This window comes from Desertivirga xinjiangensis (assembly GCF_024436435.1).
Lineage (GTDB): Bacteria > Bacteroidota > Bacteroidia > Sphingobacteriales > Sphingobacteriaceae > Desertivirga > Desertivirga xinjiangensis.
The window spans coordinates 1,114,311-1,127,374 of sequence record NZ_JAFMZP010000001.1 but is presented as its reverse complement, the minus strand read 5'-3'; the positions used below and the strand labels follow the sequence as shown (position 1 = coordinate 1,127,374).

Annotated in this window: 10 protein-coding genes; 1 reads left to right on the top strand and 9 read right to left on the bottom strand. The window is 41.3% G+C overall.

Going from position 1 to position 13,064, the window contains the following annotated elements:
• Nucleotides 1–169: 169 nt before the first annotated feature.
• The 9 genes from J3P37_RS04675 to J3P37_RS04635 all read right to left on the bottom strand — a co-directional run bounded on the left by J3P37_RS04675 (nucleotide 170) and on the right by J3P37_RS04635 (nucleotide 12,160).
• Nucleotides 170–1,669, bottom strand: coding sequence for a metallophosphoesterase family protein (locus J3P37_RS04675; protein WP_256009846.1), 1,500 nt, complete (start codon nucleotides 1,667–1,669; stop codon nucleotides 170–172).
• A gap of 11 nt (nucleotides 1,670–1,680) precedes the next feature.
• Complete coding sequence (locus tag J3P37_RS04670) at nucleotides 1,681–2,472, bottom strand: sialate O-acetylesterase (RefSeq protein WP_256009845.1); 792 nt, start codon at nucleotides 2,470–2,472, stop codon at nucleotides 1,681–1,683.
• Between the two features lie 51 nt (nucleotides 2,473–2,523).
• Nucleotides 2,524–3,465: a phosphodiester glycosidase family protein gene (locus J3P37_RS04665; RefSeq protein WP_256009844.1), complete on the bottom strand. Its 942-nt coding sequence runs from the start codon at nucleotides 3,463–3,465 to the stop codon at nucleotides 2,524–2,526.
• Between the two features lie 12 nt (nucleotides 3,466–3,477).
• Nucleotides 3,478–4,434, bottom strand: a complete 957-nt coding sequence (locus J3P37_RS04660) for a DUF5017 domain-containing protein (RefSeq protein ID WP_256009843.1) — start codon at nucleotides 4,432–4,434, stop codon at nucleotides 3,478–3,480.
• Between the two features lie 22 nt (nucleotides 4,435–4,456).
• Nucleotides 4,457–6,073 (bottom strand): RagB/SusD family nutrient uptake outer membrane protein, encoded by a 1,617-nt coding sequence (locus J3P37_RS04655; RefSeq protein ID WP_256009842.1) that lies wholly within the window; start codon nucleotides 6,071–6,073, stop codon nucleotides 4,457–4,459.
• A gap of 4 nt (nucleotides 6,074–6,077) precedes the next feature.
• Complete coding sequence (locus J3P37_RS04650) at nucleotides 6,078–9,470, bottom strand: TonB-dependent receptor (RefSeq protein ID WP_256009841.1); 3,393 nt, start codon at nucleotides 9,468–9,470, stop codon at nucleotides 6,078–6,080.
• A 168-nt stretch (nucleotides 9,471–9,638) separates the two neighbouring features.
• Nucleotides 9,639–10,799 carry a FecR family protein gene (locus J3P37_RS04645; protein ID WP_256009840.1) on the bottom strand — a complete coding sequence of 387 codons (1,161 nt, stop codon included), beginning with the start codon at nucleotides 10,797–10,799 and terminating at the stop codon, nucleotides 9,639–9,641.
• A gap of 73 nt (nucleotides 10,800–10,872) precedes the next feature.
• Nucleotides 10,873–11,445 (bottom strand): RNA polymerase sigma factor, encoded by a 573-nt coding sequence (locus J3P37_RS04640; RefSeq protein WP_256009839.1) that lies wholly within the window; start codon nucleotides 11,443–11,445, stop codon nucleotides 10,873–10,875.
• Between the two features lie 256 nt (nucleotides 11,446–11,701).
• Nucleotides 11,702–12,160 (bottom strand): GyrI-like domain-containing protein, encoded by a 459-nt coding sequence (locus J3P37_RS04635; RefSeq protein WP_256009838.1) that lies wholly within the window; start codon nucleotides 12,158–12,160, stop codon nucleotides 11,702–11,704.
• A 142-nt stretch (nucleotides 12,161–12,302) separates the two neighbouring features.
• Here J3P37_RS04635 and J3P37_RS04630 point away from each other — a divergent pair, with 142 nt between their 5' ends.
• Nucleotides 12,303–13,019: a hypothetical protein gene (locus J3P37_RS04630; protein ID WP_256009837.1), complete on the top strand. Its 717-nt coding sequence runs from the start codon at nucleotides 12,303–12,305 to the stop codon at nucleotides 13,017–13,019.
• Nucleotides 13,020–13,064: the final 45 nt, after the last annotated feature.

Sequence of the window (13,064 nt, the reverse complement as noted above, 5' to 3'; positions counted from 1 at the left end):
CGGGAATAAATATTAAAGAATATTAAACAATATTAGCTTTCGGCACAATAAAGACTGAAATAACTTGTTATTGTTAGTATCACACTAGATGTGAAAACTTGTGATAAGGTTAGGTTGCTCCATAATAGAGATATTATGGAGCTTTTTTATTAAGAGGAAATAAAGGAAATTAAGAGGATGCCGGTAATATCTTTACAGTTTTTTCTGACTTTCGCCCAACCTGAACAGACACATCCACAATAGTAAATTTATCTGTATCTACAGATTGTATAATTGATCCCTCTTTTACAGCATACTTACCCTTCCTCATAACAAACCGCACCTTACAAAAGGGAAGATCAGCAGGCAACTTGTTTGAAATTAAAACAGCATTGGAGCTAGCTTCTCCAGAGTTACTGACAGAATATACCATGCTAAGATTTGAGATAATACCCTTGTAATCTGCAGTAGGATTAGTGCAAAAGCGTAAGGGTTCGCTATAAGATAGTTTCCCCTTGTCTATGGTAAAGACCCGAAAAAATCCTAATGTTTTTTCCCAGCTCTTGATCTCGCCGCTACGTGCAACCGTACCAGAACGAATACTTAGAGTTGGGGTTTTACCCACCCGGAACACTTTTGGACTATGGCTATGTCCGTTTAACACCAGGTCAATTTTGTTTTTGTCTAAAAACGTTGTGTCGAAACGATTGTGCCTATGCTGAGCCATAATTCTCAAACCGCCTTTGGTGCCTTTCAGAAATTCTTCAAAATACCTGCCCTGATTACCCGTCATTGGACGGCTATCCGGAATATCTGTAACGGGGTCCCCCAGAAAATCGTCAACAAACATAAGATGCGTATCCAGATAATTAAAAGCGTAAAACCGCAACCCACAATAGGTGTTCCATTGTAACGATTTTTGTGCATAGTCGTCTTCAGACACCCCGTAAAAATCGTGATTGCCCGGAACTGAAAATACAGGCGCATTTATACTCTGCACACCTCTAAAACCTTTAGCTCCTTCGAAATAATTCCTCATTTTTTCTTCCAGACCAGGTTTAGCATCGGCGTCTTTAATATTGGTTCCCCCCCAGCCTAAGCTGTCGGCATTAAACCTCGTATAATCATGAATATTGTCGCCTGTAGAGATCACATATTCCGGAGCTATGATATTCGCTACATCAACAAATTTATCGAGTAACTCGAGCTCCTCTGCATAACCGTCTCCCGCAGATCCTTTCCAGTTGCGGGAAACATGCAGATCTGAGACATGAATGAACTGGTATGCGCTTCTGTATGACTTTAAAACTTTCACAGATCTTTTTGACACAGTAGCATTTCCTCCCACAAATACATACAGATCATATAGCTCCTCCGGACAATCTTTGGGTACAGATACCTTAATCTTGTTATTAACAGACAAACGGGTGTAGGGGTCAAACTCAAATTTGCCTTTTTCCACGTCCTCTATTTTCAGTTTCTTCTTCCAATATGGCCCCTTTATAATTGCTGAGTCTATTTTATTCGGACCTGGATTAACATACAATATTTCAAAGCTTTCTCCTGCACATTTAATGACAGGTGCTGCCCTGAAGGGATATTTTATGTCTCCATGGGGAGAATGCTGAGCGTAAAGCCCAAAGCTAACGAGGGATAAAAAAGTCAAAAAAAAACTTGTATGAGATTTCATGTTTTTTCGTTTTAATTCCGGTTGAGCATTTCAACCATTTTGTTGCCGAATCGAATGCCATATTGCTCTGCTGAGTTACTGTCAAAGTGTGTTGTATCCCCTTTATGATTCAAGTTTTCGGCAGTTACCAGACTTACGTTAGCATCAAGGGAGGGTACTTTTCTCAATTCCTTATTGATCAGATCGTACCTGCTTCGAAAATGACCTATTTCTCCGAGAACAAAAGGAAGTGCAGGATCCTGCACTTCTCTACGTATATTTTTTATAAAATTTAGTAGCTTTTCGTTATACACTTTTGCTCTGTCCTCTCTGGAATCGGCCTCCCCCTGTAGCCAGATTACGCCGGCAATTTCTCCTGATTTCCGGGCTGCCCGGATACGCCTGACCGCATCTTTATAAGGTTGAGTATCTGTATTTTTATCATAAGCTCCTTTTTCCCACTTAGCTATCGATGTTCCTCCAACGGCACAAGGCACTAATGCTATGGTATCCCGGGGGTAAGCTTCTGCCAGCACCTGGCCAAAAGAGAGGCCTGGCCCAACACCTGCTAATTTAGGCTTGTCAAAATGAAGGGGGTGTTGAGCGATCTTCCAGGTCATCTCCGCAGTAAGGACTTTCACACGCGGATGCTTTTTCTGCAGGAATTCATCGTTGAGCTGACCCCGGCCGGCCATATTTGACTGTCCCATCAATACAAAGATCTTGTAACCGGGCTGAGCTGCCTCCTGCTTGTGATAAACAGATGAAGAGATAAGTAAGGTTCCAAGTAACGATATAAAGACTGCAATGATTTTAATTTTCACTTGATTAATTTAAATATTGGGGTAAACCAACTTCTTTTCTTGAGCTGTTTATTAATCTTTATCCCTGATTATAGTCCAGGCATTTGCAACACTTCTTTCAGGGTTGTCAGTAGGTTGGTTAACAGTTGAATAATCCCCCGAAATTTGCCTTTCTATTAAAGTGGATGATCCGCCGCCATCTAAATTAATAGCCGTCTTTGCACCAATAGCCATAAATATCTTAGCCATATCCTGCATACTAATACCCACAGAATGGTCTACTTTACGGCCATCTACTACCATGAAGACCACCTTTGATTTACTTAACAGACCTACTGAAGTACGGGGTTCGACATTTTTATTGAGTGAAGCCGACCTGTCCAGACCTTCATTAACCAACAAATACCGCCCTCCCAAAGTCTCCTTCATTTGGTAAGTCAGAGAGCCAAATAAAGTTGAATTGCCAATTTCAGCAGTATTGTTTTTAAGGACACTTAGGAAGTAATAGGTGCCAGAGGGAAAAGGCTTAACCACTTCAGTATTCATGATTACAGGCCCCAATGGCTCACCATTGGTGCTGGTATCCCAGTAATCTCCATTTAACGCTGCCACAACTTCCTGATCACTTAGGGCTGCATTTTTATGAGTGATCATATCTCTCACTTTTTGTCGGCCAAATACATGTTGATTATTCGGCATTGCAGCTTCCATGGTGATACCAGGATAGGCCAGGTTTACGGTCAGGAAGTAAAGTTGTAAAGGCTCATCATCCTTGTTTAGAAGTTTGACCTTTGTCATGTTCACTCCCTCGTAAAGGGTATATGTGGTGTCTTCCAATTTGCTTTGAAACAGGTCTGTAAAAGCCAAAATCTCGTCGGCATATTCAATTTTCGATTCTTCCCTACTGATAAGCGTTTCCGAAAAAACAAACTTGTTATCTTTTTCACAGGAAGAGAGCAGAACGGAAAAAATGAATATATAGAGTACTTTTAAAAGTTGTGCTTTTGTTTTCATATCTATACTAGCTTAGTATGCAGGAACTACAATTTCCTTTATTAATTCCCTTTGATCTTTAATATTCTGGTTAGCAGCTTTGAAAACAGCTTTATAGGTTCCAGGCTGACTGTAGTAATAGGTAAAGCTCTGCACCGGATTATCTCCATAGCTCTTAATTGCAACGGGCAGGTCTGGCCCTAAATCTACATCGTCTGCAAAAGTTATCGGCGGCGACACGGCCCAATCCACCGTAGGTGAATCAAAATTAGCCGACCTGTTGTTCCCCCTCAACACAATCTGAGAGGAACTTGAGCTTGACCTGCCATTTTCTAATACACCCTCATGGAGCATATTCCATCCGAATGTTGATTGTGTGGCCAGTACAGATGTGCCAATGTCAGTATTTTGAGTCAATTGAAAGTTGCGTATCCGCCATTGGGTATGCCTGAGCTGGCTGGTTTGCCTTGGTGTGACATATTTGAAGCTTATGTACATTGGTTTTCCGGGCTCACTCAGATCCTTTAGATTTACTTCCCCCGAAGTAATAAAATCATCTCCAGGTACTAAAGGCGACAAAACGAATTTATCAGTGACATCAATCCAGGTAGCTGCATTTATATTGTCAACTGTGTATACTCCGTTAAAATCGTGGGAAATCTGTACCGACAGCTGATCCTCAAGTGCTCGCGTGCCACTGTTCAGCTTGCAGTTCGAGCTAAAAGACATTTGCAGGGCTAGATTTCTAACTATGCGCCCTGTTCTATTATCATAATTGTGAAAAAGCTCCCCCGAATAGAAAGACAGGACATCTGAACTGCCTTCAAAATCAAAGACAACCTTTTTTACCGGGTTACCTTCTTCATCTTCTGCGTCGGAAATTTTTACCTCTTTTATATTGAATGCAACCTCTTCCAACTCGAAGCTCTTCTCACAAGAAAACAGCATCAAGATCACTAAGGAGAAGCTCCAAAAACTTATTTTTTTCATCTGAGTAATTTATTTAAGTTTATTACCAACCTGGATTTTGCACTAATAATTTATTAACTGTCAGCTCGCGGGTAGGAATGGGCCAGAATAAGTGTTTGGTATTAACATATTTTAAAGAAGGCACAACCGTCAGAGCATTTGATGGCACACCGGAGCCTTGCTCGTAATCTGTGGCCAGGGCCTTCATAGAATACAGGTATATACCCCAGCGTATAAGATCGTTCCGGCGCAGGCTTTCAAAATTCAGTTCTCTTGAACGTTCGTCCTGAATAGCCTGTAAAAAGCTAAATTTATCGACCGTATCCTCGGCACCTAAGTCACTTATCGGATTAGCTACATCGAGAGGCACTTCATAGCCTCTCCGGCGAACTTCATTAACAGCATCTATGGCTTCGGGAGTTGGCCGTCCCATAAATTCGTTGTCCGCTTCTGCGAACATCAAAAGAACGTCGGCATACCGGAGAAGTGGATAATTGATTGGAGTATAACCCTTCGATTTTGGTAAAACTGTCTCGTATTCCCTTCTATATTTTCCTGCATATCTATTCCAGATATTCGCCGCATCATAGTTCACTCTTGTAGTAGACTCTATCGGAATATACTCAAATGGCGCAATAGACCAGTCTCTGCGCTTGTCGCCATCTCCGTATAACCGGTAAAGTCTCGCTGCCGCCCGTACGTTGGCATTACTATTTCCTATCTGATCATTTGTGCTTCGAATACCTATATAATTACCTACTAAGCCAGCCTGCCGGGGGCGGTCAGTACGGTTTCCGGCAAATTCTACCTCCCAGATACTCTCTTTGACATTGTATTTGTCCTGAGCATAATTAATAAATATTTGACTGAACGAGGGGGCCAGCTGATGCTGGTCGGATTGCATCACTTTTAGTGCCCATGTGCGGGCGTCTTCATACTTTGCCTTATTTCTTAAGGGGTAGCCTGCCCAGTACAGGTATACACGAGCTAAAATACCGGCCACTGCCGACTTATTGACCCGGCCCCCGTGCCCTACCTCAGTAGCTGTCTCTACCAAGTCATAAGCCTTTTGCATATCGGCGGTAATCTGCTCGTACACTTCTTTTGAAGGTGTTCGGGCGATCTGATGGTTGTATGCCGACTTTGTGGATTCCAGAATTAAAGGTACATCCCCCCAGTTAGATACTAAGAGAAAATAATAGTAAGATCTCAGAAACAGAGCCTCTCCCCGGATAATCTCACGTTTTTGGTCTTCGATCTCGGCCCCATCAATTCTCTCAAGCAGAGTATTTGCAAGATTGATCCCCTTATAAAGGTATTCCCAGAGGTGCGAAATTGCAGGCGTGCTGGCATTGTAAAAAAACTGACCTACAATATTCCGTTCCGGCCCCTTTCTATAATATCCGTCATCACCTTCTGTACCCATAGAACTGATGTATGCCGCCGCGTACAGGGGCTCCTCACTGCGGGTGTCAGTCATAATTCCATAAACCCCAGCCAGCGCGGTTTTAAGCTGATCTTCATTTTCATAATAAAATTCAGGTGATATAGTATCCAGAGGCGCTGTGTCGAGAGCCTGCTGGCAAGAACTTACCATTAGGCATAAAAACATAGTTGCTCCAACGGTTATTTTGAACTTGTTTTTCATCAATTTCTTCATTTTCTTAAAATTGCACCTTTAAACCAAAAACTAGTGTTCGAGCATTAGGATATGCTGAGTAGTCAAATCCTGGGGTTAACACCGAGTTGAATACAGATACTTCCGGATCTAAACCTGAATATTTGGTCCAGGTTAAAAAGTTTTGTGCTGCAACATTCAGGTTAATGTTCGATATATTGACTCTCTTCAACCATGTCGATGGGAGATTGTAACCCAGGGAGACTGTTTTTAACCTGAGATAAGACCCGTCTTCCAGCGTCCTCGAGGACATAACCTGAGGACCCGCACCACCCGTCCTGAATAGTGTATTGCTTGGATTTTCAGGCGTCCAGCGGTTTGCCCAAGAGGCATATTGATTAACATGAGGCATTCCTGTAATATTCCCCTCAAAGATCAGGCGGTTGGCATTCATAATTTCATTTCCGTACGACCATTGCATGTGAACGCTTAGCTCAATACCTTTATAACCAAAAGAATTAGTAAAACCTCCATAGTGTTTAGGGTTCGGATTGCCAATAACAGTTTTATCATATGCATCCACTACGAGGTCGCCATTCATATCTTTGTATTTGATATCTCCGGGTCTTATCATTTCCCTCAGATCTCCATTAGTAGTGATGTTGTTTTTTAAGCGGTATGCTCCATTAGAAAGCTGGTCAAAATCGTCATATTGATATACGCCGTCCCAGACCAATCCATAAAATCTTGCTGCCGATTTACCTACTTCCGCTATATATAAAGGTTCTTCAGCCATACGACTCACGAAAGAGGATATATAAGACTGCATGTTTTTCTGATCTTCTGTAAGCGCCATAATCTTATTCTTGTTGAAACTGATATTGAAATTAGAGTTCCAGTAAAAGTTTTTAGAGCTAACATTGCGGGTGTTCAGAGTGAGCTCCAGACCCTCATTACGTACCTTACCTATGTTTTTGAACACACGGCTGTACCCGGTAGTATAAGGTATTGGTGCATTTAGCAACAGATCGAACGTAGTTTTTTGATAAACATCTGCAGTGAGTGATATCCGGTCTTTAAATAAGCCAAGGTCATAACCTAGATCTAGCTGGCGCGTGCTTTCCCATTTCAGGTCTTTGTTGCCCAGACTGGTGAAGTTTAATCCAAGCAAACGTTCGTTGTTGAACGAATAACTTCCCAAATCAGGTAAAGCTGCTGCTGGTAAATAGGCAAAATCACTAACACGATTATTTCCTGTGATACCATAACTCAATCTAAGTTTAGAATCAGAGATGAACCGAATTTTTCTTAGAAATCTTTCTCTGTCCATCCGCCAGGCCAACGCAGCAGATGGGAAATAAGCCCATCGGTTACCCCTGGCAAACTTCGATGAGCCATCGGCTCTGAAAGTTGTGGTTAACAAGTACTTCGTCCGGTAGTTATAATTCAACCTGGAAACGTACGATACTAAGGTATTGTAAGTGCTTGCAGATAACATTTCCAAAGGACTGCCCTGTGATAGCCCGTTAATACCGAGATTTTCATTCGGAACCAGAACTGCAGAGAAGCCATAAGCCGAACTCTTGGATTTCTGCCATGTGAAACCGCCCATCAGCTCTATCCTGTGACGGTTATATTTCTTTCTCCAGGTAAGTGTATTTTCATTTATCCAGTCTGCTCTTTGAGAGTAATATATTGAACCGTTAACCCCATTAATGTTATTGGATCTTACTGGTGTACCTCTTAAAGTTTTGCTATTATAAAACTCCTGGTTATCACCGAGAATTCCATAAAATCCGCCACTTACTTTAAGGGTAAGATCGGGATTTATATTATAGTCGGCGTTGACATTTGCAGTAAGGTTATTCATATGCCGCTCTCTCAGGGTGTTTTCGGCAGAAACGATTGGATTGATCCGGAAATCAACGGTTTCTTCAATGTCGCCATCAATAATATCGGATTGCAGGTTTTCTTCTCCTACTCCCGCAGATGTACTTACCGGCCTGTATGCCCAAACAGAATACAATAAGTAACCATTAATAGCTGTTGAGGCTGTTGAGGCGGATCTGCCTACCAGCTGTCCATAAGTCTCCTGATTGTTAAAATTTAGGTTAGCGGCTACTTTAAACTTTTTATTAATAGTCTGGTCGAGAGAAAGCCTTCCCTGGTATCGTTTGTAACCGGTATTAGTTACAACTCCTTCAGAATTAAATATAGAACCAGAAATTGAATATTTCGTAGCACTGGTGCCACCGCGAAGAGCAATATTATGTATCTGCGTGTGTCCCTGCCTGAACAAACGCCCCTGCCAGTCGATACCTGGTACTGCTCTATAAGAATCGAGGCTTTTTCCTTCTGAGTAATAGTCAAGTTTATCTTCAGAATTAGTATACCGATCCTCCTCCATTTCATACTTAACGAACTCGTACGGGTTTAACATATCGATAGTTTTATGCACCTCATTGAAGCCCAGTGAGCTGCTGTATGAAATCACAGGCCTTCCCGCCTTCCCCTTTTTTGTTTCAATAACAATAACCCCATTTGCCCCGCGGGCACCATAGATAGCTGTTGACGAAGCATCTTTCAATACTGTGATCGATTCGATATCATCTGTGTTCACGCCAGCGTTCTGGAAGTTTTCTATCGGAAACCCATCCACCACATATAGGGGAGCGTTTGTTTGGGTTAATGAATTAGCGCCCCGTATCACAATACTCATTTCTGATCCTGGCTGACCGTCCTCAGCAGTTGATACTTTTACACCCGCCATACGGCCGGCCAGGGCCTGATCAAACGAAACAACCGGCGCTTTTGAAAGCTCTGCGAGGTTTACTTGTGAAACCGCCCCGGTTAGATCCTTTTTAGCTACCTGCCCGTAACCCACAATTACAACTTCCTGCAGATCGGTGTTTTCCACAGGCAACACCATATTTACGACTTCCCTGCTGCCTATCTCAGCTTCTTTGGTCTGGTGCCCTACAAAAGAGAAGACCAGGGTATTTTTTGAGTCGCGAACCTTAATCGAGTAGATTCCTTTCTCGTTAGTGGTAGTTACGTACGGCTCTCCTTTTACCTGGACAGTTACACCCGGCAAGGTTTCTCCTGTTTCCGCGGTGACCTTACCAGTAATAGTCCTTTCCTGGCGTGTTGATTTAACTTTCTTTATAATTACGGTATTATCATCTATCACGTACGATAGTCCGATTGGCTTCAGCACTTCCCCCAGAAGCTCCGGAAGCGGTTTATTGCTGACGGAAACTGATATTCTCGAAGCCTTTTCGATGTCAGCATTATTAAATAAGAATTTAACACCGGTTTGCTTATTGAGGCTTTCAAGCACCTCTTTGACAGTTGCATTTTCCATTTTCAGACTGATGTTTTGTGCCCGTGCAGCTGCTGAGATATGTATCAGGGAAATAATTAAAAGGGGTATCATCATCCAACATGATTTCAGGAACGAAGACCTTCCCCTTTTTAGGAAATTAGTAATGAATAAATAGTACATTTGAATATCTGATTGTTGGTTAATGTGTATACCTTGACATTTCAGTTAATAAGCCGGGATGTTGCTGCATTCCGGTTTACTATTATGACTATGTTTGCGCAATTATTTGGTCACTGAAACCTCCCTTCCTTTTATTTCGATCGTTAAACTGTTGGTTAATCTTAACTTGTTCACCAATGACTCTATGTTGTTGTACCGGGAAAGTATCCCTGTAAAGCGCTCCCTTTTCGCTTGATCATCAATGGTGAAATCGACCTGGTACCAATCAGATACTTCCTCCATTATCTCTTCAATAGTTTGATTATCAAAATGGAACACTCCGTTTTTCCAGGCTAATATCTTCTCAGGATTTGCCTGCCTGGTCTTGAAAGATGCTCCCTGGTACTCTGCCTGCTGAAGTGGTTTTAATAGTATTGAGCTTCCAGGACTCCGGGTATCATTTAACCTTACACTTCCCGAGATGAGAGTTGTTAAAATACGACCCTGTGAATAGCTGTTGATGTTAAACTCGGTTCCAAGTACTTCAACTTCCTGTGTTCCTGTTATCACTTTAAAAGGTATCTTTTCACCTTGTTGAGTATACTGTTTCGCCACCTCAAAATAAGCCTCACCCTCTAATTCAACTTTACGCTCGTCACCGGAAAATTTGCCCGGGTACCTCAAGCGAGAGCGTGCATTTAACCACACGTGTGTGCCATCACTCAGGATAACATTGTATGTACTGGCCGGAGCAGTATAAACAGAGTTGAATTGGATCTGAGAGCCGGCAGAGCTCTGACCGGACGATGAAGACTGGTTAAGTACATCTGAAACGGCAATTTTTGAGATATCTATTTCTGTACTATCAAGTTCCACTTCCCTGCCATCTTCAAGAACGAGGATAGCTTTATCTTTGGCAGGAATTAAAGGCGATGTATTATTAGTGAAGTGCTGACCATCAGCCTTGATATGAGAATAATAATACAAAGCTATACTGCTTATAATCAAAAATCCGGCAATAGCTGCAGCAACAAGTCTGAGTTTCCTCAAAGGTCTGATAAAAAGAACTTTGGCAGGCTGAGGTTCTTCGGATGTAATGTGAGCCAGGATATTCTTTCTAAGCTTTTGATCAATCTCATCAAACGCTTTGCTATCGATTTCCTGTTTATCAAAATTGTTATAAAAAGCTTCAAAAAAAGCTCTCTCTTCCGGGGATGCGGAGCCATCGAGGATCTTTTTGGCGATCTGCTGTAAGTGTTTTTTGTTTGATAAGGTTTTCTTCATGAGCTAAAAAGATCTGCATCAGCCGCAGATCAGTGTATAGTCTCACGAGATCGGAAAAGTCCCAAAAAAAAAATTAAAAAAATAATATGGAGAGTAAAAGAGCCAGCTTATTCAGGTGGATCTTAAGACCAGACAAGGCTGTCTGCAATTGATTCTGAACAGTTTTCCGCGAAATATTGAGTTCAGAACTTATTTCAGTAGTTGTTTTGTTGCTTTCAATCTTAAGAAGAAAAATTTCTTTTCTTTTCTTCGGAAGCGTATCAATCCATAAATCTACTATCTTTTGCAGTTCTTTCTTATTAAGGCTGTGATCCGCCTTGTCATAAGACTCCAGCATATATTCCAAGTGGTCAAAAATATATGACTTTCCAGAATTCCTGCTTATGTGCGTTATAATCTTATACCTCGTTGCTGTGGATAGATACGATTTAATATTTAAAATTTCCAAATCAGCCGCCCGGTTCCAAAGATCTATATAAATTTCCTGCAAAATATCTTTACATGTATCCTCGTCACGAAGGCGTTTATAGGCTATGGAGAATAGGTCTTTCCAGGTTCTGGAATACAATTCTTCAAACGCCAAAGGATCTCTTTGCCTGATAGAAAAAAACAACTCATCAATACTCCTATCTGAATAACTTGACATGAAACAACAGTTTACTCCGGCGCAAAATTGGTTATCTAATGTTATCTGGAGATCAAATAAGCATTAGCGATTGGTTAAGTAAATAAACGAAATTTTAATTGAAGTATATATTAAATCTTACGCTTCAGCTAATACTGCAGCCGGGAGGAGACTATCCATCTCTGCATAGATTTCGGTTTGCTCCATAATAGAGTGTTATGGAGCTTTAAGGAGAGTCATTTCAGCGTACAGGCATCCTGTTCTTTAAGCCGGTCGCTCATTTCACAGCAACAAAAATGTCAGCTTCCCCATTAACAGGATCCTGGGAGGCTTCGCCGTATACCTCATAGTCTGTAGTGAAAGCCCTGTCAATATCAGAGTTCCATATCTTCAGCCACTCATTGAAAACCGCACCCTCCATTAAGTTGCCTTTGGCAACAAAGCGATTATACATACCCTCCTCAACGGTTCTACCAACAAGGCCATCAGGGATCTCTTGAATGCTGTCAACTCTGCATCCCAGGATTGTTGTGTATGGCCGGGTATGATCCTTTTCGTATTCTGTGTACAGGCAATAGATACATTCATCAAGTTTTCCGGTGATCTGCGCTGGTATGTTTTCACTCATAAATCGGGTCCAAAGTTCCGGTATGTCTTTGGAGGACTTGCCGTCTTCATTTGTGGTACGCACTGCGATACCAATTACATTAAATGCATTTTCTTTTTGGGTTTCCATTGAAATTGTTTTGCACAAATATCAGGGTGAAATTGACAACCCTATGTCAGTAGTGAAGATTAAACCAACAACAAATTAAGCGATTTAAACAATATTAAATATCCAGTTAAATAATTTATATTTAGAGAATCAAATTTAAAATATGAAAAGTAAGTTGCTATTAACCGGACTCCTTCTATTCTTTTTTGTTACAGGTTTTTCTCAGGTCTATGAGAATCCTTATGTAGGAAGTGTAGGCGACGGGATCTGTTACATAACGAAAGTGGAATTCACTAAACAGCATACCATTGTCAGTTTCGAGCATCTGAATAATAATGGATGGATACGGTTAGATCCTAAAATCTATATTAATACACCGGACGGAAAAAGGTATCATTACGTTAAATCGGAAGGAATTAGCATCTCGCCTCAAATGTATTATTTCAAACCAGATGAGAAAAAGCACTCTTTTATCGTTTACTTCCAGCCTATTCCTTCCGACACCCGCTTATTTGACATTATTGAAGTGGAACCGGGAACCAAATTCGACTTCAACTTTTATGGAGTCGATCTTACAAAGAAAAGAACATCCGACGAGCAGACATCACATTTCCCTGAAGACAAATACACCGATGTAGTTTTGACGCCTCCACCCCCGCCAAAATTTATGAACAACTTTGGAGACATGTACAAGGAAATCTATAAATCATCTATAGATGTTCATCTGAATTATCTGGGCCAGCCAGAAATACTAAAAAAACTGGCGCAAATAAGCAGATCTTATTATGAGGCGCTAGTTGCTGCAGGGTTTACAAAAGAACAAGCCATGCAAATTGTAATTGCCGCACCACTAATTCCTAACAGCCCGGCTGGCAAATGAGAAATATTTAAAGTTCAAGAGAAATAAAATTAATTTTGACTCTGA